Below are 21,047 nucleotides of genomic sequence, written 5' to 3'. Positions count from 1 at the left end.
GGCTTGGTATGTGGAACTGGCAAGACGAAAGGGTGGGGGGTCAGTCGCGGAACGACGTGGAAGCGGCGGGTTCCAGCCGCTCGAGCAAGGCGCGCCACTCACGCGTGTACGGGTCGGGTGACCCGGCAAGCCGGTTGGTATCGCCGCTTTCGTACTGGCGCGCAGTTTTCTCGCGGATGGCCTCCGGCACCGGATTGACCAACTGGCCGCTCGACTGGATCGCCACCTGCACGCGGCAGGCGCGTTCGAGGTTGTGCATGAGGATGAAGGCCTCCGCCACGCTGCGGCCAAGCGTCACCAGGCCGTGATTGCGCAGGATCAGGGCGCGCTTATCGGGGCCGAGATCGGCGATCAGGCGAACGCGCTCTTCATGGTCAAGCGCAATGCCCTCGAAGTCGTGATACGCAACGCGTTCGTGGAACTGCAGCGCCCACTGGTTGGACGGCTGCAGGCCGCAGGCCAGCGACGATACCGCCACGCCTGCCACCGTATGCGTATGCAATACGCAGGCTGCGTCGTGGCGCGCGGCGTGCACCGCGCTGTGAATCGTGAAGCCCGCGGGGTTGACGTCCTGCCCCGGCGGCCCGCTGATGATGTGCCCGTCGAGGTCGATGCAGACCAGCGATGAGGCGGTGATATCCCTGAACAGCATCCCGAAGGGGTTGATCAGGAAGCGGTCTTCCGTGCCGGGCACACGCGCCGAAATATGGGTGTAGATGCTGTCGTCCATGCCATATAGCGCGACCAGGCGGTAGGCGGCGGCGAGATCCTCGCGCACCCGTTGCTCAGCCTCGGAGATGGCGGGAACCAGGCGGGAAGAGACGTTATTGCCCATTTTTTTATTCCTCGGATTGGCGATAGGGTGACTGTATGTCGATATTCAACTGTCGACAGTAGGCAGTTACACCAATAACGCAAATTGCGGACCACCTTTCTGTCCTCGTGCGAGCCTGCGGTGATGTTGGTTTAAATATCTGATTTATAAGGGTATTTATTCGTTGCAAAGAGGACGGGACGCGCGGACGCCGGAAGCGTGAACCGTGCCCGCGAATGGTGCGGCGCACAAGAGAAGGGCGCCGGGCAGGTGGACGGATGGGCATTTTGAACGGAAAGGTGACGCCGCAAGCCGGGTGGCGGCACCAATAGGGAGTAGGCGAATGCCGGGGGTAAATCAGGCAGGAAGCTCGTCGATCAGATTTCAATCCCCGACGAGATATGGCATCGAATGATGCACTGCGGTCCTGCGCGCAGGGCAGGTGTGGCACCCACGTTAGCGCTGTTAGTGGGCATCATGGCCGCGTCACTGTGCCGCCGGCGGTGACTGCGCCGCCACGTACTCGTACCGCCGTTGGTGGCGGTCGCGGTTTCGGAGCGCAGACAGGTGGCGCCGGCGCAACTGGTATTGCCGTCATGCTGCACCGAGCGTCCGGTCGGCGCTGCCGCATTCGCCGTAGTGCGCGTTGTTGCAGGCGCCGTGCGCCGTGCAGGCCGGATGCGGTGACACCCGGCGACATATTTCCCGCATGGCGTTCGGCGCGGCCGACTACTACATTTGCCTCACCGACGCGAACGCGGCCCTTCCGCAGACAACGCGTCCAACTCACTGCATTGGAATGAACATGCACAACTTTGCAAAAATCGCGTTCTTCGTCACGTCGTTCATCGTGGCAGTCTCGCTGGTCGAGGCCTACGTCCTGGCCCGCAAGGCGCGAAAGGAAGGCAAGGCCTACCCCTGGCACGAAGTCTGGATTTCGCTGGCCGACCTGGCCGGCCGCAAGCTGTTTGCGCTGCTTCCGCTGTCGCTGGCCACGCCGATCTTCTCGTTCGCCTGGGAACATCGCATCTTCACGGTCGAGATCAACAGCGCGCTGATGGTGCTGCTGCTCTTCATCGGCCAGGAATTCTGCTACTACTGGTACCACCGCGCTTCGCACCGCATCCGCTTCTTCTGGGCAACGCATGCGGTCCACCACTCGCCGAACGAACTGACGCTGGGCACGGCCTACCGCCTTGGCTGGACCGGCAAGCTCACCGGCACGGCACTGTTCTTCGCCCCGCTGGTCTGGCTCGGCGTGCGTCCGGAAGTCGTGCTGGCTGCCCTGAGCTTCAATCTGCTGTACCAGTTCTGGCTCCACGCCACCTGGATCCCGAAGCTCGGCTGGTTTGAGTACGTGTTCAACACTCCGTCGGCCCACCGCGTGCACCATGCTTCGAACATCGGCTATCTGGATGCGAACTTCGGCGGCGTGCTGATCATCTTCGACCGCCTGTTCGGCACCTATGTGGAAGAACGCGCCGACGAACCCTGTGTCTACGGCCTGACCACTCCGACCACGACGCACAACCCGATCGTCAACCAGTTCGAGCACTGGGTCAGCCTGGCACGGGACATCGCTTCGGCACGCAACCTGTGGGACGCAATCAGCTACCTGGCCCTGCCTCCGGGCTGGAGCCCGGACGGCAAGGGCGACACCACGGAGAACCTGCGCCGGCAAAACCATGAAGCGCAAGCCGCGGTGCCCTTAACGACTCGCTAAGCCACGGCGGCACGGTCCGCAACCCAAGCCTGAACAATGAACGCCCGGGCTATGACCGGGGGTTCATCACTGGGCTGAGTGAGCGCCATTAGGTTCTCGGGCCCGTGGTGTTGGCTCCAGCCTCTCGCCTCGCCAAATTCCTGCGCGGCTTTCGCACCACGTTCAACTTCGACGCACACCGGCAGCCGCAAGGGTACGGGATGATTGGTGGGGTACGTGATGAAGAGCGCCAGCAGGCGACTAGTCGCGATCAGCAAGTTGGCGTTCGACGTCATTTCGCAAGACTCGACCAGGCCCGAATACCGGCAAGGCGACAGCCTCGATGACTAAACACAAGCACTGGTTCCGGGCCAAGTTCTTTCAGCAGTACCGGCTGTTCTTCCGCTGCCACGCGCCACGCGCCGAGCGAGGTGATTGGTTCGCCACGGTCAACGACGAGGACACCAAGCGTGCATACGAAAGCAATGGGTTCCGTCGGGCGCTTTGGCGCGTGCCATAGAAAAGGCAGCGTTGGGGCAACGACAGTGCCGACGCCTGTAGATGCGTTGTTCAAGGGCTGCTATAATCCGTCCCGTTTCGCTTCTCGGACGTTTGCCACATTCAATTGAGTGGTCGCTTTGAATGCAACTGCAGACAACGGCTATAAGCGAACGCCCTTTCCGGCTTGCCCATCTAGCCAGGTCGGCTCAGCGGCACTCAAGCAAGCAATTCCGTCGCGGCGCGTTCGCCAGGGATGCAATGCGGTGGCCTGGCATGCTGCGCGCGCGATCCTAAAAACCTCTGCTGGGCGTGGGACGATCGGTCATATATCCGTCTCGTCTTGTCAAACGGGCGTGAGAGCCGGTTGGTAGAATCTGTCCCCCTATGCAGACTGGTCCGCCCGCTGGTCACGCCGCCCCTCAATTCATCCACGCGCCGCGAGACATCTGGAGGCATGCCTGCCTCACGGATGTACGATCAAATGCATGCTGTAAGAGAAAATGTCCTCCCAGAATCGATCTGGAGTATGGAGAGTTAACGCGCATGCCGCCACGTACCATCTCCGTCGTGATCGCGGACGATCACCCGGTGATTCAGCTCGCAGTCAAGACCACCTTGAGCGAGATCCCGAATGTCCATATTTCTGCAATGTGCTCTTCAGGAAAGGAGCTCTTCGCCGCGCTGGAATCCCACCAGCCTGATCTCATCGTCACCGATTTCACAATGGAGCGTTCGCAGGGCAATGACGATGGACTTCGGCTTATTCATCGACTCAGAAAGTCCCGCCCCGACACGCCGATCGTTGTCTTCACGATGCTGACCAATGGCGGCCTGCTCACGCGCATCAAGGAGATGGGTGTCGATGCCATCGTGGGGAAGAATGAAGAGCCAGGCATCCTGAGGCAAATCTGTATCGATGCGATGTCCGGCAATGCCCAGCGCCTTTCACCGGGAATATCGGCACGGATGGCGAGCGCGGGTGCGCTGGTCGAGGGCAGCACAAAGCCGCTGTCTCCGAAGGAAATCGAGGTGGTGCGGATGTTCGCGGCTGGTAGCACCATCACGCAAATCGCCGGATATCTCCATCGATCCCTCGCAACCATAGCGACGCAAAAGCGCTCCGCAATGCGGAAGCTGAACATCACCGGTAATGCAGACCTTGTCACGTACGCGCGCGAGAACGGTCTTACTTGATGCAAAGAACACGCGAGCGGTCGCAGCAATCGTCATTGCATGGCGCCCACTCGGTTGAGCGGAACCTGCAACGGGAACGCCGGGTGTTCTCGATGGTGATACTGCTGCTGGGGCTGGTCGCCATCGCGATCGCCTCGGCAATGGTGTTCGTACGGCTGAATGGCTCCCTGCGTGCCCAGGAGCAGGTGGCCCGCCTGTATGAACAGGGGGTCGTCGATGCCGTCCTTGAACGCCGGAGTACTCTGACCGCGACAAACCTGATTCTGGAGCTGCGTGCCAATGGCACATTCCCCCTGTCGCAGGGCAGGCAAGCCCACAGTCTCTGCGCGCAGGTTTCACCGTCTGCTCCGCCGGATGATGTTCTGCAGCAGAGTTGCGACCAATCCGTCCGGACGCTGACTGCCGCAAGCCAGAAGCCGTCGATCGAAATGGTCTCGATCGCAAACGGCGCGACGTATCGTTATGAGGCGCCAGGTGCGCGGCCGGCGCTTGCGCTGGTACCGTCGTCAGTGATCACCAGGACGATCCTTCAACGCTTTAAGAGCCGCGATATGGATCTCCTGCAGGCGGCGAGGGAAAAGCGCGTCGTCTGGCTGGGAGTGCCGGCGCGGATGCCCGGAGATGATCCGGAAATAGTTGGCGCATCGCTGGTCGCGAAAGGCAACGAGCTCTACGCCATCGTATTGACGCGAATCCCCCTGCAAGACTTGCTGCGGCCTGCCGGGCCAAACCTGTCCATCCCGGAGCCAATTTTCTTCAATAGCCTCGGCATCCCCCTGGTTGCGGCAGGCGCAAGGGACAATGCACAACGACTGGACTCCAGGCTGGAGGGACGTCCGGATGCGCAGTTTCACTGGGTCCAGGACTATGGCTGGGCACTGCGCCGTCCGCCACTCGTTGCGGATTTTGGCCACCTGATCTTTGCGCTCCCGATAGGACAACAGTTTCAGGAAATGAGGGGGGAACTGTTTGTCATCTGCCTGATCACAGCCGCGCTTATTGCATTGCTGTTTGCGATGTACCGCTACTGGAACTATCGCTTCCTGACCAGCACTTACGCCGAAGCAGCGCGCGCGCAGCAACTCCTGCACGAGGCAAAACTCGCGAGCGATGCGGCCGCCAGGGCCAAGGTGGCCTTCTTTGCGTCGATGAGTCACGAGATACGGACGCCGCTTTCCTCTCTCCTGGGGAACATGGAGCTTGTCGCCATGGGCACTCTGGGGCCGGAGCAGCGGGCGAGGGTTAGCGCAATGCAGGTGTCGGCCGAGGGGCTGCTGCAGATCGTCAATGACGTGCTCGATTTCTCCAAGATCGATGTGGGGGCGTTGAGCATTACGGAGGAGCCTGTGTTCGTCACGGAGCTCCTCAGTCGTATCGCGATCTCGCACGCCCCGCTTGCGGCGCAGCGCGGGTTGAGATTTTTTGCCGTATATGCAAAGGACATCCCGGCACGACTCAGTCTTGACCCGGTGCGCCTGACCCAGATCATCAACAACCTGCTTGGCAACGCCTTCAAGTTCACCCAGGTCGGCAAGATCGTCCTGCGCGCGCAATGGGTGGATGAGAACCTTGAGATCGTCATTACCGATACCGGCGTCGGCATACCGGAAGAGTACAAGGATCGACTCTTCCAACCATTCTCCCAGGTTGACAACAATCGCCTCGCCCAGGCCCGGGGTACCGGGCTTGGACTGTCAATCTGCATGCGGCTGGTGGAGCGGATGAACGGCCGCATCACGCTGGACAGCATCTTGGGCGTCGGAACGCGCGTTACGGTCCGCTTGCCTCTCAGTGTGTCCGATGCAGCTCGGCCCGCAGCGCGCTGGAGTTTGCCGCCGAACCGGACGCTTGTCCTGTCCCGAGAGCCGGAGTGTCTTGAGGGAATGCTGAACCATTTCGACTGGGGAGCATGCCAGCCGTCTGCCCGGTCAAACCTGGACGACCCCGTTGACGCGGATAGCTTTGACTTCCTGCTGGTGACTGAGGCATTTGATCCGGACGAAGTCATTGCGTGGTGGCGAATGCCGGCCTCAGTCGTCTGGTTGAAACAGTTGGGACCGCTGGTCGCGGCGAAGCGGCCGGATGGTAGCCAGGAGGTGTCTGCCTATAGCCTGTCCGGCATATACGCTGCTGCGCAGGCGGCCATCACAAAAGCTCCGCAACCGAAGCACTCAGACGAAAGCCGACCCGGCCCCGCCATGCAAGAGGGATCCGTCGCCCCGCTTGCGGGCCTTTCCGTGCTGGTCGCGGAAGACAACCTGCTGAACAGAACTCTTCTGCGGGACCAGCTCCACGTGCTGGGTGCGAGGGTTGCCGAAGCGGGCAACGGCAACGAGGCCATGGCAACGCTGTCGAAGCAGAGCGTGGATGCGGTTCTGACAGACATAGACATGCCCGTCATGAACGGATTCGACCTGCTCCATGAAATGAAACAGGGTGGTGCAAAGATTCCCGTCTATGCCGTGAGCGCAAGCGCGAGGCCCGAGGATGTCGCAGAAGGGCAGGCAAGAGGATTCACGGGCTACCTCACGAAACCGGTGTCTCTGGCGACTCTGGCTTCGGTTCTTGCGTGCGTCGCCGCTCCGGCCGGCATGACGCATGCGGACGATGAGGAGGCGGCGGCAGCGTTGCCGGCCGACGACGATCTTCCTGAGCTGCCGCCGATCCCTGCCGAGTACGCCGAAGCATTCCTGGCGCAGACCAGGGCAGATCTGGATGCGTACGACGCGATTCGGACAGAGAGGGACATGCCTCGATTGGAACGGCTGCTGCATCGCATCTCAGGCCCCCTCGCGGTCGTCGGCCGCTCAGAACTGTCCGAGCTTTGTGAGGACCTGCGCAGTTACGCAGCGCAGGTCGCATGCTGGGACGATGAGGTCGAACTCCAGTCCGCCTTCATCGCGCAAGGCCTCAGCCGGGTGTGTGAGCGCCTGGACGCTGACTAACCAGATTGCCGGCAGCGCCGATCTGCTGGTTCTCCAGGTTCAATGATTGCGCCCCCGCCCGCGCGGCCTGCAATTGGGCCTTGACGTCGTACTGGCAAGCCTGCATGCATGACGGGGCGCGGCTATTCAGTGCAATAAGCCCTGCATAAGGGGGCCGGGGTGACGGTAGCCGCTCCACTCTCGCCGGAGAGGCCATGCTGGAAACGTCCTAGAGGACAGCGCAATCTTCGGCGCTGGCGGCAGCAGCCACATTGACACGCGCATCGTTGTGAAATACGACGCACAAGAAGCTGCCTGTGACATCGTCCGGACCGGGATCTTCATGCCACAGCGGCGGCAGGGGCGCCGTGAAGGCGTGCTGCTCGCCCTGACCGAACGCGGCGCTGGGTTCCGTACCGGCCCTGGCTTCGCTCCAGGTAATCGCGATGGGCCCCTCTGGCTTTGTGCCAAGGAAGCAGAAGGATGGGGATGACTGTGAGTGCCGCAATGCGGGCCCGGTCTCGCAGTGGCCGGCGCGCACTGCCCGCACGTCATGATCGGTGTGATTGACGGCAACGAGCTTTTTCCACGGCCAGGGGTCCTGGAACGGACTCAAGGTCCCGGCATCGGGGATCGCACACCCAGACAAGGCGCTTGCGGCTGCGAGGGCAATGACTCTCGCGGAAATCAAGGAAACGGCATTCATTTTGCTAATCAGTCGAGGTGAGCCTGAGCTTCACCCGAGGGCATACGACGGCAGACAGGTTACGGCGGCCTCGACGCGGCGGCTATCGAAGGAATTCGAAAAGCTGCGCGACACCCGGGGCGGATCAATCTTGTGCCCCCTCACTTTCTAATTTCTTTGATAGCGGCGATCGGCCCTCCGGCATAAGGTGTGCGCTCTATGGCGACGTGACCGGCCTCACCGGTGCGCGTCGACGCTATCTGATTCACTTCGAAGGAAACTGCAGACATGATCAAGAACTGCCTCTCGGCTGTCTCGACAGTGGGCGCGGGCGCGCTTTTCGCGGTTGGTTCGAAATGGCGCCGCACGTGGACCGGCGCGGGTGGCCGTGGGGTAGCGAACGTGGTGATGGCCCTGTTGATTGCCGGCGCCGGGCAATCGTATGGGCAGATCTCGCCCAGCCTGGGGCTGAGAGATGCTTGCTCAGGAGCCGGTCTTGGTTCGAATTCCGCAATCTGCCGTGCCGAAAGCGATTCCAGCCAGAGCAAATACAACCTCCTGTACGCGGACGATGCGCCAGCAAGCGAAGGCGTGCAGTCGCCCGGAGCTGAGGCCGCTCGCCCGTGCCAGAACTGCGGAGCAGGCGGAATATCCGACCGGCCTGCAGGGCGCACGCAAGAGGGCGCCTCCGGAGGCGGCCACCGCAGTGAAGCAACGTGTGCCTGGACGGCACACTGTAATTCGTAACCCTACCGTTCACCTGAAGTCCCCGCAGCAGCGCGGCGCTGGCGCATCACTGCGGAGATTTGCACGTCAAACACTGAGCCCTGTGTGCTCCATCTCAATATTCCCCGATGAAACTACGTCAATATCTGCTGACGGGCGCTGGCCTGCTGGCATTAAGTGAACCAGCTCTCGCATCCGCACTCAGTGGAAAGGCTCTCGAGACCGCTGCCAATGCCATTTCGTGGGTGGTGTTGATATTCGTGCCGATCGCAGGGGTCTACCTGTTCTGGATGCTGCATATCTGGCCTGAAAAGGTCGCTCAGCGAAAGCAGCACCCGCAAAAGGAAGCCATCCACGCGCTGTGCCTGCTTTCGCTCTTTTTTGGGGGACTGTTGTGGCCGCTGGCCTGGCTCTGGGCGCACACCAAGCCGGTGTTCTACCGGGCTGCCTATGGCACCGACAAGGCGCCGGAGAACGATGAGGCGCCAGGGCATAACACGGCGGAGCCGGCTTCAAGGCCGGAGCATGCTGTTTCAAATGGGCCCCGTAACGTCGCAACCCTTCAGGCGCTGGCGACGACAAACGGCGCGCTGGACGGCATTCCCGGCGGGATGTCCGGCGCAAAGGAGCAGATCTGAATGGATGCGCTGCTGCTTGGTATCTATGCGCTGGCCGTCTGGCTGATCTTCTTCAAGCTCAAATGGCTGCCGTGGAACACGACTTCCATGGTCATCGTGGTCACGATTCCGGTGATCGCGATGACGCTGCTGGTCCTGACGCTCAACGTGGTGGCTCCTTCCTCCCATGATGTCAGGGTCGTTGGCAAGGTTCTTCAGGTAGTGCCGCAGGTCCGGGGGCGCATTGTCGAGCTTCCGGCTGAGGGTAACCGGAGCTACAAGAAGGGGGATGTCCTGCTGCGCATCGATCCGACGCCCTATCAGGCTTCTGTCAGGCAACTCGAGGGCAGGTTGATGGCTGACGACGCCGCGCTTGCGGAGGCGCAGGCCGCTGCTCGTCAGCTCAGCGAATCCGTGCGCGGCGCGGCCGGAAGGGTTAGCACCGTGCAAGCGAAGCTGTCACTTGCCAGCCAGAGGCTCAAGGAACACGAGGCGCTGCTTGCGGCGGGGGCCGGTTCGAAGTTCGACCGCGAAGATGCCTTGGCCCGGCACCACGAACTGGAGGGCGAACTGATCAGCGCGCAAGCCGTCGAGGACGAGGTCAGGCAGAAGCTTTCGGCCAAAAGCCAGGGGGAGTTTGCCGCCATTGCCACCGCGCGTGCCAAGCGTGCGGAAACTGAAGTCACGCTTGAGAACGCGAGATGGGAACTCGCCCAGACAGAGTATCGGGCGCCCGCTGACGGCAAGGTTGTGAATCTGCAGGTGCGGGTGGGCACCATGCTGGTTCCATTCCCTTTCTCGCCAGCATTCAGCTTCGTGGAGAATGAGCAGGAGGTGATCGCCTTATACAAGCAGAACGAGCTTTACAAGGTCAAGGAAGGGGATCTCGCTGAGATCTATCTGCCGACGAATCCGGGGGACATCATCAAGGCGAAGGTGGATTCGATCGTGTGGGCGCAATCGCAAGGCCAGTTTGCGCAGGGCGGAATGATCCCGAACACAGGTGCTACCGAAGTCGCGCCGAACCGATTCGCGGTCAAGCTGGATCTGCGTGATGAATCGAAGGGGTTGATGCTTCCTGTCGGGGCTGTCGGCGCGGGTGCCATCTATACAGCGCATATGAAGATGTTTCACATCATTCGCATGGTCTTCCTGCGCGTCAGTTCCAAGCTGAACTATCTCGTATTCAAGCTTCACTAAGGGGAAGTCTGTGTCGTCTCACCTCAAGAAGACCTTTCCGGTATTGCTGGTGCTTCCGCTCGCAATGCTCTTCGGCTGCGCCCTGCAGGCGCCGCCTGATGGCGCGGAGCTGCAACGCCAGGCTGTTCCGGCGCTTGAAGGACAGCACACCTGGGCGAACGAGGCCGTGGCAGGCGATCCTGTAGACGGCTGGCTTGCAACCTTCGAGGATGCCGAGCTCCAACGGCTGGTGCAAGAAGCGATCGCGCACAACGGCGATCTCAAGCTCGCCGCGGTTCGCGTCCAGCAGGCGCAGGCGCTTGTGACCATGCAAAGCAGTGGTCTGTTGCCGAGCGCAGGCGTGAAGGGCAGGGCCGGCAATTCGGAAACCCAGATCCTCTCCATTGGCGCGAGCTGGGAGATCGATCTCTGGGGGCGCATCCGCGCGCAATCGCGGGCAGCAGAATCCCAATACGCTGCAACCACAGACGATTATCTTTGGGCCCAGCGCGTCGTCGCCGCAGCGACTGCCAGAGCATGGTTCACGCTGATCCAGTACGAGAAGCTGGAAGATCGGCTGCGGCAGGCCGTCGGCGTACAGGAACAACTGGTGAAGATCACGGGCCAGCGTGTTGACATCGGCGTAGCGCCAGACACTGAGTTGGTGGAGACAAGAAATTCGCTCCGGGCGCATCTTGATGCGCTCAAGAAGTCCGAGCTGGCGAGAAGCCAGGCTGCGCAAGCCCTGGAACTGCTGCTGGGCCGCTACCCTGCCGGGGAAATCGCGACGGAGCTGGAAATGCCGGCCGTGCCTGCGGCCCCCGAGGCAGGCTTGCCGGCAAATCTGGTTGATCGCCGCCCGGATCTCACGGCCGCGGCACTCCGCGTTGCTGCGGCCTTCGATCTGAGGCAGTCGGCTGAGGCAGCGCGCCTGCCGCGCATCTCGATCAGCGCGGCCATTACAGGCATCCGGAGCGACGTGTTCCTGCTCAATCAGGCCGGCAGCCCAATCAAAGGACTGAATGGCTCGCTTTTCGCACCGATATTCACTGGAGGAGAGCTCAAGGCCAGGGCGGACTACTACACCGCTGAACAGAAGGCCGCCCTGATTGCCTATGGCAACAGTGCCCTGCAAGCACTGAGTGAGGTCGAAGCGGGGTTGCGTGCCGAATCCATCTTCGCAGAGCGCGGGAAGCAACTGCAGGACCGGGTAAATGAGAGCCGGGTATTGGTACAGAGAGAAGAGGCACGCGTCAGGATCGGCGCCTCGAACACGCGCAGCTTGCTGAAGGATCGGCAGGCACTGCTGGCTGCCGAGATGGATCTCATCAGCGTGCATGGTGATCATCTCAACCAGCGGATTACCCTATTGCTGGCGTTAGGTGGAGACTGGAATCTGAAGGGTGATTCACACGCATGAACAACCGGCTGCGTGGTTTGCGGTGGTCACACCCCGCTGCGTGCGACTACGCACTGGCGTCATGCCGCAGCACTCGCGGCGCGATATCCGGAAGTCCACGTGGAAGCGGACGTGCTCTACGTCGATGCCGGCGATGTCCTCACGTCTGCCGGTAGTGCGGCGGGAATCGACTTGTGCCTCCACCTGATTCGCCGGGACCTTGGCCCGCGCGCAGCCAATCAGGTCGCACGCCGACTTGTCATGCCACCCCACCGCGAAGGCGGGCAGGCCCAATATATCGACGAGCCGGTCTCAAAGCGTAGCGGCTCTTCGCTGGCACCCTTGGTGGACGCGGTGCGCGCAACATTGGACGAAGGCTGGTCGATTGTCAGAATGGCAAAGCAAACTGCGATGAGTGCCCGAACCTTTCAGCGGCACTTTGTCAGTACGATGGGGATGCCGCCAGGGGAGTGGCTGCTTTCCGAGCGCCTGGGCCGGGCCAGGGCATTGCTCGAAGAGACCGATTTATCCGTGGATGAGATCGCGGTGCAAGTCGGCTTTGGTGCTGCAGCCACTTTGCGCAATCATTTCAGGACTCGCCTCGGAACCAGTCCGGGTTACTACAGGCGACGGTTCAGCGCATCCGAGGCACACTGATTGCCTAGCCGAGTTGTCGCGAGAGAACTTGAGCGGTGCGCAGCACGATTTCCGGTTTAGGGCTGCGCACCTCGGTCGGCTGGCTGGAAACCGGTCATCCTGTTTTTCCTGAGCAACGCCCGATTTCAGGCATCTGAGGCAGCCGGGACTGCCGAGGCGGGTGCGTGCGAAATACGGATGGTCACCCTCAACCCGCGCTGCGCATCCTCGTCGGTGTAGCCAATGCTGACCTGTGCGCCGATGCGGTCTGCGATCGTCCGGACGATGGACAGGCCAAGCCCTGAACCCATCGTCTCGTTGCCCAGCACCCGGTAGAAAGGATCGAAAACGCGGCTTCGCTCTTCAGGCGGAATGCCGGGGCCGGTGTCCTGAATCTGCAGGATCGCCTCTCCCGCCAGCGACCGGACGGACAGATCGATGCGGCCGCCCGCCGGCGTATAGCGGATTGCATTGTCGACCAGGTTCCTGACGATGGTGAGCAGGTCGACCTCGTTGGCCAGCACCTTTGCATCGGATTCTCCTTCCACGCCCAGGTCGATGTGCCTGGCTTCGGCCAGCGGCATCAGGTCTTCCAGCACGCGCCGGTAGATCCGCCGCACAGGCAGCGGGACCGCCGGCACAGGCACGGCGGATTGCGCCCGGGCCAGGCTCAGCAACTGCTCCAGCAGGTTCCTGCCTCGCTCGATGCCCTGGCGGAGTGTCGCGAGCCGCGCGCGGCCGGTCTCTGACATCTCGGTGCCGGCGAGCCGCTCCGCCTGCAGGGAGAGCGCCGTCAGAGGGGAGCGCAACTCGTGCGCGGCGTCAGCGACGAAGCGCCGCTGCGCTTCCATCGATTGCGAGACCCGGCCCAGCAGGCGATTGATGGCCACCACGAACGGACGGACTTCTGTCGGGACATGCTCCTGCGGCAACGGGTGCAGTTCCTGGTCGCCGCGCCGGTCGATCTCCGCTGACAGCAAGGCGATCGGACTGAACATCTTGCCCACCAGCCTGGCAACGATCAGGAGCAGGATGGGCACGAGTACCAGGAAAGGGAGAATGGTGCGCAGTGCGCCATCCCGGGCGATCTCGTCGCGAATGCCCGTTTCCTGCGCCACGACGATGCGCTCGCCCGAGGAAAGCGTTCGGACGATGGCACGGAAGTGCTCACCCCGGATGCTCAGGGATTGCAACCCGTCCGTGAGCGTCGCCGGTAACGCCAGGCCGGCTTCCGGGCTGCCGTCACCGGTGCCGGCCTGCGGCAGGTATTGCACGATGACGCGGGCTTCCTCGTCGCTGTGCGGCAGCCGCCCGGTGTCTCCAAGGTGGGGCACCGGCAGGTGCTGGCGGTCGAACAGGGTCGAGACCTGGCGCAACATGTCGTCCTGGAGTTCGTTGGCTTCCCGGAAGGCTGCGGCAAAGGAGAATACGCCGGCGACCAGCGCAATCGCGAGGATGGCGAGCGACAGCCAGAGCGAGAGGCGAAGGCGGACCGAATCCTTCAGCCTGCTTTTGAAACCATCCATCCCACGCCCCTTACATTCCTGATGGCGTCGCTCCCCACCTTCTTGCGCAAGGAGTGAATCAGGAATTCGATCGCATTGCTTTCCACTTCCTCGCCCCAGCCGTAGATGCGTTCTTCGAGATCGCTGCGGGAGAGGATGGCCCCTGGCCGGACCAGCAAGGTCTGCAGCAGGGCGAACTCGCGGTTGGTGAGTTGCACGGCTTCGCTGCCCAAGGCGGTTACCTGCCTGGTGGCAGGGTCGAGGGAGAGTTTCCCGTTGCTCAGCACCGGTGCCGCCACCCCGCCTTTGCGCCGCCACACGGCACGCATGCGGGCGAGCAATTCGGCCATCTCGAACGGTTTGAGCACATAGTCGTCGGCGCCTGCGTCCAGGCCGCGAATCCGGTCGTCCAACCCGTCTTGCGCGGTGATGATGAGCACCGGCACCGTGTTGTCGCGGGCGCGAAGCGAAGCCAGCACCGTCATGCCGTTCTTGCCCGGCAGACCGAGATCGAGCAGCACGATGTCGTAGTCCTGGCAGGCTAGTGCATCGAGCGCCGCTTGCCCGTTGCTGACCCAGTCGGCGGCGTGGGAAGCATCTTTCAGTGCCTCCCGGATCGCCTGCCCGATCATCGGATCGTCTTCGACCAGCAGTACGCGCATCCCCTCTCCATTGCCTGCGGAGCGCTGCCAGTCCGGCGGGCTGACAGTCTCCAGGCTCCACATCATATCGCCTCCAGAGCGCAAATCGACGGACATGCGGCGGTGGAGAAGGGTTCAGTGGCCTGCGCGCGCCGCAGCCTTCTGCGGAAAGAACAGGATGCATGCCACCATCAGCGACATCAGTGCAGCCGAGGCGGAGAAGCGGTTCACGGCCAGCCCGCCGGCATGGAGCGGCTTGTCGAGGAAATCGCCCACCACGGCGCCGAGCGGGCGCGTCAGGATGAAAGCTGCCCAGAACAGCGCGGTGCGGGATACGCGCGTCCAGTAGTGGGCCGCGACCAGCGCAGCCAGCAGCGCGCCGAACAGGGCCATGCCGCCCAGATAGCCCAGCCCGGCTGTATCCGCCGTCCAGTCGCCCAGGGCCGTGCCGAGCGTCTGTGAAAACATGATCGTCACCCAATAGAACATCTCGGCCCTGGGCGACTTCACGGTATCAACCGATACGGTTCCAAGCGTTCGGTACCAGACCGCCAATGAGAGCATCAGCAAGACGCACAGCACCGTTGTTCCGCCCGCATAGCCGATACGGAGCGACCGGTCGGCAAAGTCTGCCAGGGTCGTGCCCACGGTCGTAGTGGCAACGATGGTCACCCAGTAGAGCACCGGCCGAAAGCGCGTGGCAGAAATCTGTGCCGACACCGCGATCAGGAAAATTACGGCAAAGATCGCCGTGCTGATGAGGTAGCCAAGATTCAGGGACATCGACAATGCATCGCCGCCGGTCTCTCCCAGCGTGGTTGCCGCTATCTTGATGATCCAGAAAACCAGGGTGACTTCCGGCACCTTGCTCAGGCCCTGTTCAGCCGGGGATCGCGTATCCGATTTGTTCATGCCTCTCTCCGGGATTGATTGCTTCATCGCATGGATGCAGTGCGCAGTCTGGCGGGCCTGACTTAGGCCAGCCATAGCAGGTCAGGGCAGCACCCAGCCCCGGTGAATCAGCTTGGCGAACAAGCGGCGATAGATGCCTATTGCCACACGGTAGATGGGCATGGCGAGCCATCCGCCGGTGCGTAGCGCAAGCCAGCCGCACAGCAGGGCGACCACGGCGGATCCCGCCATATCGAAGGGGAAATGCACGCCCAGGTAGATGCGTGCCCAGGCCACCGGGATGCCGAGCAAGGCCAGCGCCAGTCCTGCCATTCTTGCGCGGGCCGTCATCATGAGACTGAACGCTACAGCCCAGATCAGTGTCAGGTGATCGCTTGGGAAAGACGAATCGGGAGCATGTGGGATCAGGGTGTGCCCCAGGCCGGTCATGAAGGGGCGGGGATGCTGCCAGCACAGCCCGATGAGCTGGTTCGCAAGCAATCCCAGGCAGCCCGATACGGTGGCCGCCAGCAGCGCTTTCCGGTGGGATTCGCCGCCACGCAGCCAACCGATTGCCACCATGGCGGGGATGATCCAGATCGCATACTCGGCAAAGAACGTGGCGGCGGCGAGTGCCGGTGCACCGGGATGATCCGGCGCGTTGATCAGCAGAAAGAGGCTGTGGTTGAGTGTTTCCATGATGGCTTCGGCCGCCGGGGTGCCGGCAGGGTATTGCGCGACAGCAGAGCTTAACGCCGAAGACTTAGCCAGGACTGAGCGCCGCGGACGGCCGAAGCGGCGTCTCGTCAGTGTCTCCCGATGGGGGCATTCAGAACTCGTAATTGATGGATAGATCCAGGGCAAAGTTGGTCGCCCGCTGCGTGATCGGGCTGTGCGCCGCGCTGCTAGCCAGTTGCCCTATTGCGGTGTCGGCGGTCACCAACCAGTGCTTGCGGAAGTACCAGACCGTAGTGATGGCGGCGCCGTACGACACGAGTCCCGGGCTGGGATTGTATTGGGGGTAGCCAGAGCGCGCCGCCTGGGGTTGGCTGACACCGAACCACGCATTCATATAGCGGGCGTCGGCAAAGGTTATCGTGGGACCCGCGAACCAGTAGAACCTCTCCGAACTGCCCGGCAGCGGCAAATAGACACCTAGATCGCCAATCCATCCGTCGGTGCCGCCCATGCTGCGCCGGACATCGGCTCGCACCACCAGCGGGAATTCTTTCGATACGGCATATTCCAGAAACAGTTTGGCTTCGGGGGCAACGTTAATATTGCCCATGCCGTTCAGGTGCCCCGCATCGTCGGCCGCCCGTCGCCCCAGGTTATAGGTGATGGCGGCGCCGCCACGCCAGTGCGTCGCGCGCAGCAAATTAACCCCAATGCCTTCGCCAGTGGAGGCAAAGAACAGGTCGCGGTAACGGATATCGATGCTTGGGCCGACCAGCCAGTGATATTGCTGGGCCCCGTCATACCTCGGCCGCAGGCTGGTGCCCAGACCCAGTCGGACTTCCCAATCGGGAATACTCGGCTCGAACAGCTTTATCAGTGGCACACCGGCCGAGTATTGCCATTCGGCGGCAGGTGATGGTGTTTGTGCCCGGGCCGGGGCGATGAATCCGGCGAAGATGGCCAGCAGTGCGGCGAGAAGATGGAGCGCCAGCCTGCTTCCATGGCCGCTCGCCCAACCTATCCGCTTCGTGTGACGGTTCGACACACCACCTCCGATTTCACATGTTGGGGCGACCTGATTTCTGTAGCGAGCCTGGCAGCTATCTTATAAGTAGGGTAGTGCGCGGAAGCCATACATGCGCGCTATTCTCACCATGCGCGCGCTCTTTCTCTGTCTCCGTCCGGACAAAATCTCCAGGAGGGAGGGTTCGGCATTGGCCTTTCGGTGATCAGAACACTGGCAAGCGCACATGACGGCGCATATGGGAAGCACGCTGACGCTTCCTATTTCCTGTTGTTGTCCCGTCGCCGCCGACCGAGTCACAGGAGAATGTGTTGCTTCGTCCCGCGACAACCGTGATCACGGTGTTGGTTGTTGACGAAAATGTCGATGCCGAGCAGGGGAAAGCCGTCGTACAGGTTGACGGGCCAAGCGCTCTTGCCTTCCGCCTCATTTTGCGTAAATGTGCTGTTTTATTAACTATTCAGACATCCGTGTGCCGGAAAGGCTAGATTCCCTCGACAAATCAATGGGTTGTCAGGGATGTGGCGGATTTTTCACGAATTCCGGCCGACCCTCCGCTTCGCCAGAAGGCCGAGCAGGCGCTCACGCGAGGGCAGGCGGCACAAGAAGGGAGGAGACATTCGATGCATCGCTGTCTCGATACTCGATCGGCGATATGAGCTTCTTCGATGCGCATCGCCCCCAATGTGGCCGAGCGGTCGTTGGGGCGTGTGTCGACCGAAAGCGTAACCTCAAGCGCCGCCCCCTCAACAGAGGGGTAGCACGTGCATTGCCAATTTTTTGGTATTATTTTTGGAAAAGATAATTTAGTTAGCTAAAGGAGTGCGTGAGGTATGGCAACGAACACCAAGGTCAAGGCGCTGACGATTACCAATCCCGCATGCCTGGTCGATGGCTCGGATAGCGAATTCCGGCACCTGGTCAACGGCCTGCTGCCGTTCGCCGCCCGCCTGCTGTCCGTGCGCGATGGTTTCGGCAGTCTGATCGGCCTGACCGGCGTCCAGTATTCGCTGATCCGTTCGATCGCGCATCTCTCCTCGCAAGGCGAAGTGACGGTGAACCAGTTGGCCGAGCATCTGCATTTGAGCGGTCCGTTCGTTACCATCGAAACCGGGAAACTCAAGAAGCTCGGCCTGATCGACAAGACGGCCCACCCCGAGGACAAGCGCAAGATGCTGCTTACGGTGGCAGCGGCCGGCACCCGCTTGCTGAGCGAGCTGACGCCGGTTCAGCAACGCATCAATGACGTCCTCTTCGAAGGCGTCAACCGCACCGAGTTCAAGGTCTTGTGCTCGGTGGTGGATCGCCTTGTGGCGAATGGCGATCGCGCCTCGCTCGACCTGGCGCACCTTCTTGCGCGGCAGCAAAAAGCGTGATGTCCGCTCACGCGGCTGTTCACGCTGTGGCTTCAGTGCGCCGCCCACTGGATCGTGCTGATGTCAATGCCTTCCTGATGCATATCCCATAGCGGGCTGAGTTCGCGCAGTCTGCTTACCGTGTCCCGGACCTGCCGTATCACCTGATCCACTTCCGCCTCCGTGGTGTACCTCCCAAGCGTAAAGCGAATCGAACTGTGCGCCAGTTCATCGCTGCGCCCCAGCGCGCGCAGCACGAAAGATGGCTCCAGCGACGCCGATGTGCACGCGGATCCGGATGAAACGGCAACGCCCTTGATCCCCATCATCAGTGACTCACCCTCGACAAAATTGAAGCTGACGTTGAGGTTGTGCGGGATCCGGTGCGCCGTGCTGCCGTTGACGTAGACCTCGTCGAGTTGTTCGAGCCCGGCCAGCAGCTTGTCCCGCAATGCGCCAACGCGGCGCGATTCCTCGGCTAGTTCGAGCCTGGCGAGACGGAATGCCTCGCCCATGCCCACGATCTGGTGCGTCGCCAACGTACCGGAACGCATGCCCCGTTCGTGCCCGCCGCCGTGCATCTGCGCCTCGATGCGAACCCGCGGCTTGCGCCGGACGTAGAGCGCGCCAATGCCTTTTGGACCGTACACCTTATGCGCGGTCACGGTCAGCAGGTCGATTTTCAGCGCCTGGAGATCGATCGGGATCTTTCCGGCCGCCTGCACCGCGTCGCAATGGAACAGGATGCCGTGTTCCCGGCACAGGTTCCCGATGGCCGCAACCGGATGGATTACGCCTATCTCGTTGTTGACCATCATGACCGACACCAGGACGGTGTCCGGGCGAAGCGCGGCGCGCAGCTTGCCGAGGTCAAGCAGGCCATCTTCCTCGACGTCGAGATACGTGACATCGAAGCCCTGCCGCTCAAGTTCCCGGCAGGTGTCGAGCACGGCCTTGTGCTCGGTCTTGACCGTGACGATGTGTTTTCCCTTGCCGCCGTAGAAGTGGGCCGCGCCCTTCAGCGCCAGGTTGTTCCCCTCTGTCGCGCCCGAGGTCCAGACGATCTCGCGAGGATCCGCGTTCAGCAGTGCGGCAACGTGCGCGCGCGCGGTCTCCACGGCTTGCTCGGCTTCCCAGCCATAGCTGTGGCTGCGCGAGGCCGGGTTGCCAAAGTGCTGGTACAGGTACGGCACCATCTTGTCGACGACCCTGGGGTCGACCGGCGTCGTGGCGCTGTAGTCCATGTAGATCGGGCGTGCGGTGGCTGCGTCCTGCATTCCGTGGTTCTCCTGATGCGGTTGATGCGCCCTTGGTCCGCTTGATGCGCGGGCCGGCGGCGAGAGCTTGCCGCGAGTCTACCGCCGGCCGGGAAAAAACACGTTGGCACCATGCCGCCGGTAGGGTTGCTCGTCGGCTTGTCCGCAACGCCGAATCGACCGGCTCCGGATGAAAGCCGCGCGGACAATTGCCCGGAAAGCCATGCCGGCAAAGGGTTTCAGTGTTCGTGACGGATACCATGCTTGCCAATGGTGAGTACCGCACCAAGGGTTTCTACTAATTTGCATACCAATGAATAGTAGCGTTTATTAGTAGCTATGTTACAAAGCTAAATGGCATGGCAAGACCTGACCGCGTCAACCCGATTCAGGGGCGCTCATGAACCACGATGACGAGACGCAGCTTCTCCTCTGCGCCCCCGCGGGCAGCGACGCGGCAGGGCGCGAGCTCCCGCTTGGTGCGCATCTGGTCACGGCGCGCCGCGGCTACTTCCATCATGGCAGCTATGTTGGGCTTCGATTCCCCGGATCGCAAGCCTGCTCCGGGCCATTTTTTGCGGCGCCGGGCCCGTCGTTGCGCGAAGCCTGACCCCATAACCAAGGGTTTTCACCAGCTTGAATGGAGACGTGGATTGGCATTCAATACTACCTAAATTACAAAGCTAATAAACGAAGCAAGATTGACAAGTGAAGCAGCGGGTCGGAACGCGATCCGCGCCACGGTTTCCATACAGGAGGGATGATGGCCGAAACCCATGCACAGCGCGACGCCAATGCCGACGAGCAGCGTCGCTTTCGCAGCACGCTCGCAATGTTCGCCACGGGCGTGGCGGTGATCACCGCGCCCCGCGCCCAAGGCGCACCGGTGGGCATCACGGTTGCGTCGTTCAACTCTGTCTCGCTCGATCCCCCGCTGATCCTGTTCTCGGTGGACCGACGTTGCCTTAGCCTGGACGACCTTTGCGCGACGCCACGCTATGCCGTCAACGTGCTCGAGGCGAGCCAGCAAGACCTTTCAAACCGCTTTGCTCGGGCGAACTCCGGCAAGTGGGACGGCATCGGTATTGCCCCGGAGGGGAGCGGCCAGGCGGTGCTCCTGCCCGACGCGCTTGCCACCTTCGAGTGCGAGCCGTATGCGCGCCATGACGGCGGCGACCATGTGATCTTCATTGGACGCGTCGTTCGCCACCGGGCCCGGCCGGATGGCAGGCCACTGGTTTTTTTCGGAGGCAGGTATCGCGTTCTCGACGAGACGCCGGCCGCCGCTTGATTCAACGACAGATACGTATTTAGGAGAGA

At 62.0% G+C, this 21,047-nt stretch carries 18 protein-coding genes and 1 pseudogene; 11 read left to right on the top strand and 8 right to left on the bottom strand.

Annotated features, from left to right (window positions below):
* Window positions 1–40: 40 nt before the first annotated feature.
* Window positions 41–835, bottom strand: a complete 795-nt coding sequence (locus tag ACZY0R_RS00755; protein WP_045241276.1) for a class II aldolase/adducin family protein — start codon at window positions 833–835, stop codon at window positions 41–43.
* A gap of 784 nt (window positions 836–1,619) precedes the next feature.
* On the opposite strand from ACZY0R_RS00755, the gene ACZY0R_RS00750 reads away from it, so the two are divergent.
* Complete coding sequence (locus ACZY0R_RS00750; protein ID WP_488856700.1) at window positions 1,620–2,537, top strand: sterol desaturase family protein; 918 nt, start codon at window positions 1,620–1,622, stop codon at window positions 2,535–2,537.
* Here the strand turns inward: ACZY0R_RS00750 and ACZY0R_RS00745 are convergent.
* A complete protein-coding gene (locus tag ACZY0R_RS00745; protein WP_488859749.1) occupies window positions 2,534–2,812 on the bottom strand; it encodes a hypothetical protein in 279 nt (92 codons plus the stop codon). The genes ACZY0R_RS00750 and ACZY0R_RS00745 overlap by 4 nt on opposite strands.
* Between ACZY0R_RS00745 and ACZY0R_RS00740 the strand changes: the two are divergent.
* The 7 genes and pseudogenes from ACZY0R_RS00740 to ACZY0R_RS00710 form a co-directional block, all read left to right on the top strand.
* A pseudogene (locus ACZY0R_RS00740) lies at window positions 2,748–3,003 on the top strand (type II toxin-antitoxin system YhaV family toxin); the annotation flags it as partial. The gene ACZY0R_RS00745 and the pseudogene ACZY0R_RS00740 overlap by 65 nt on opposite strands.
* Window positions 3,004–3,560: 557 nt before the next feature.
* Window positions 3,561–4,211 carry a response regulator gene (locus tag ACZY0R_RS00735; protein WP_488856699.1) on the top strand — a complete coding sequence of 217 codons (651 nt, stop codon included), beginning with the start codon at window positions 3,561–3,563 and terminating at the stop codon, window positions 4,209–4,211.
* Window positions 4,212–4,303: 92 nt separating this feature from the next.
* Window positions 4,304–7,156: a hybrid sensor histidine kinase/response regulator gene (locus ACZY0R_RS00730; RefSeq protein ID WP_488856698.1), complete on the top strand. Its 2,853-nt coding sequence runs from the start codon at window positions 4,304–4,306 to the stop codon at window positions 7,154–7,156.
* Between the two features lie 1,518 nt (window positions 7,157–8,674).
* Entirely contained in the window at window positions 8,675–9,184 is a 510-nt protein-coding gene (locus ACZY0R_RS00725; protein WP_488856697.1) for a DUF3302 domain-containing protein, read from the top strand.
* A complete protein-coding gene (locus tag ACZY0R_RS00720) occupies window positions 9,185–10,363 on the top strand; it encodes an HlyD family secretion protein (RefSeq protein WP_488856696.1) in 1,179 nt (392 codons plus the stop codon).
* Window positions 10,364–10,373: 10 nt separating this feature from the next.
* Window positions 10,374–11,762, top strand: a complete 1,389-nt coding sequence (locus tag ACZY0R_RS00715) for an efflux transporter outer membrane subunit (RefSeq protein WP_488856695.1) — start codon at window positions 10,374–10,376, stop codon at window positions 11,760–11,762.
* Window positions 11,763–11,861: 99 nt separating this feature from the next.
* Window positions 11,862–12,398 (top strand): helix-turn-helix domain-containing protein, encoded by a 537-nt coding sequence (locus ACZY0R_RS00710; protein ID WP_488856694.1) that lies wholly within the window; start codon window positions 11,862–11,864, stop codon window positions 12,396–12,398.
* Between the two features lie 125 nt (window positions 12,399–12,523).
* Here ACZY0R_RS00710 and ACZY0R_RS00705 read toward each other — a convergent pair whose 3' ends face one another.
* The 5 genes from ACZY0R_RS00705 to ACZY0R_RS00685 all read right to left on the bottom strand — a co-directional run bounded on the left by ACZY0R_RS00705 (window position 12,524) and on the right by ACZY0R_RS00685 (window position 17,137).
* Window positions 12,524–13,903 carry an ATP-binding protein gene (locus ACZY0R_RS00705; RefSeq protein ID WP_488856693.1) on the bottom strand — a complete coding sequence of 460 codons (1,380 nt, stop codon included), beginning with the start codon at window positions 13,901–13,903 and terminating at the stop codon, window positions 12,524–12,526.
* A complete protein-coding gene (locus tag ACZY0R_RS00700) occupies window positions 13,879–14,544 on the bottom strand; it encodes a response regulator (RefSeq protein WP_488859461.1) in 666 nt (221 codons plus the stop codon). The genes ACZY0R_RS00705 and ACZY0R_RS00700 overlap by 25 nt, the downstream gene beginning before the upstream one ends.
* Window positions 14,545–14,658: 114 nt before the next feature.
* Window positions 14,659–15,435 carry a COG4705 family protein gene (locus ACZY0R_RS00695; protein ID WP_488856692.1) on the bottom strand — a complete coding sequence of 259 codons (777 nt, stop codon included), beginning with the start codon at window positions 15,433–15,435 and terminating at the stop codon, window positions 14,659–14,661.
* 81 nt (window positions 15,436–15,516) lie between these two features.
* Window positions 15,517–16,113, bottom strand: a complete 597-nt coding sequence (locus ACZY0R_RS00690; protein WP_488856691.1) for an undecaprenyl-diphosphatase — start codon at window positions 16,111–16,113, stop codon at window positions 15,517–15,519.
* A 130-nt stretch (window positions 16,114–16,243) separates the two neighbouring features.
* Window positions 16,244–17,137, bottom strand: a complete 894-nt coding sequence (locus tag ACZY0R_RS00685) for a MipA/OmpV family protein (protein ID WP_488856690.1) — start codon at window positions 17,135–17,137, stop codon at window positions 16,244–16,246.
* Between the two features lie 812 nt (window positions 17,138–17,949).
* Here ACZY0R_RS00685 and ACZY0R_RS00680 point away from each other — a divergent pair.
* Window positions 17,950–18,492 (top strand): MarR family winged helix-turn-helix transcriptional regulator, encoded by a 543-nt coding sequence (locus ACZY0R_RS00680; RefSeq protein ID WP_488856689.1) that lies wholly within the window; start codon window positions 17,950–17,952, stop codon window positions 18,490–18,492.
* A gap of 32 nt (window positions 18,493–18,524) precedes the next feature.
* Here ACZY0R_RS00680 and ACZY0R_RS00675 read toward each other — a convergent pair whose 3' ends face one another.
* On the bottom strand, window positions 18,525–19,748 hold the full coding sequence (locus ACZY0R_RS00675) for an IscS subfamily cysteine desulfurase (protein ID WP_488856688.1): 1,224 nt from the start codon (window positions 19,746–19,748) through the stop codon (window positions 18,525–18,527).
* A gap of 379 nt (window positions 19,749–20,127) precedes the next feature.
* On the opposite strand from ACZY0R_RS00675, the gene ACZY0R_RS00670 reads away from it, so the two are divergent.
* Window positions 20,128–20,337, top strand: a complete 210-nt coding sequence (locus ACZY0R_RS00670) for a hypothetical protein (RefSeq protein ID WP_488856687.1) — start codon at window positions 20,128–20,130, stop codon at window positions 20,335–20,337.
* Window positions 20,338–20,490: 153 nt separating this feature from the next.
* On the top strand, window positions 20,491–21,018 hold the full coding sequence (locus ACZY0R_RS00665) for a flavin reductase family protein (protein ID WP_488859460.1): 528 nt from the start codon (window positions 20,491–20,493) through the stop codon (window positions 21,016–21,018).
* Window positions 21,019–21,047 lie beyond the last annotated feature (29 nt).

It is taken from the genome of Cupriavidus sp. F041, from assembly GCF_057814235.1.
The sequence above is the reverse complement of the archived record's forward strand: the minus strand, read 5'-3'. Positions and strand labels throughout refer to the sequence as shown.

Excerpts from the sequence above, each read along its gene's own strand:
- ACZY0R_RS00675 (WP_488856688.1), bottom strand. The coding sequence starts at position 19,748 with ATGCAGGACGCAGCCACCGCACGCCCGATCTACATGGACTACAGCGCC.
- ACZY0R_RS00720 (WP_488856696.1), top strand. The coding sequence starts at position 9,185 with ATGGATGCGCTGCTGCTTGGTATCTATGCGCTGGCCGTCTGGCTGATC.
- ACZY0R_RS00735 (WP_488856699.1), top strand. The coding sequence starts at position 3,561 with ATGCCGCCACGTACCATCTCCGTCGTGATCGCGGACGATCACCCGGTG.
- ACZY0R_RS00745 (WP_488859749.1), bottom strand. The coding sequence starts at position 2,812 with ATGACGTCGAACGCCAACTTGCTGATCGCGACTAGTCGCCTGCTGGCG.
- ACZY0R_RS00725 (WP_488856697.1), top strand. The coding sequence starts at position 8,675 with ATGAAACTACGTCAATATCTGCTGACGGGCGCTGGCCTGCTGGCATTA.
- ACZY0R_RS00670 (WP_488856687.1), top strand. The coding sequence starts at position 20,128 with ATGAACCACGATGACGAGACGCAGCTTCTCCTCTGCGCCCCCGCGGGC.
- ACZY0R_RS00750 (WP_488856700.1), top strand. The coding sequence starts at position 1,620 with ATGCACAACTTTGCAAAAATCGCGTTCTTCGTCACGTCGTTCATCGTG.
- ACZY0R_RS00730 (WP_488856698.1), top strand. The coding sequence starts at position 4,304 with ATGGTGATACTGCTGCTGGGGCTGGTCGCCATCGCGATCGCCTCGGCA.
- ACZY0R_RS00680 (WP_488856689.1), top strand. The coding sequence starts at position 17,950 with ATGGCAACGAACACCAAGGTCAAGGCGCTGACGATTACCAATCCCGCA.
- ACZY0R_RS00755 (WP_045241276.1), bottom strand. The coding sequence starts at position 835 with ATGGGCAATAACGTCTCTTCCCGCCTGGTTCCCGCCATCTCCGAGGCT.
- ACZY0R_RS00700 (WP_488859461.1), bottom strand. The coding sequence starts at position 14,544 with ATGCGCGTACTGCTGGTCGAAGACGATCCGATGATCGGGCAGGCGATC.
- ACZY0R_RS00695 (WP_488856692.1), bottom strand. The coding sequence starts at position 15,435 with ATGAACAAATCGGATACGCGATCCCCGGCTGAACAGGGCCTGAGCAAG.
- ACZY0R_RS00705 (WP_488856693.1), bottom strand. The coding sequence starts at position 13,903 with ATGGATGGTTTCAAAAGCAGGCTGAAGGATTCGGTCCGCCTTCGCCTC.
- ACZY0R_RS00690 (WP_488856691.1), bottom strand. The coding sequence starts at position 16,113 with ATGGAAACACTCAACCACAGCCTCTTTCTGCTGATCAACGCGCCGGAT.
- ACZY0R_RS00665 (WP_488859460.1), top strand. The coding sequence starts at position 20,491 with ATGGCCGAAACCCATGCACAGCGCGACGCCAATGCCGACGAGCAGCGT.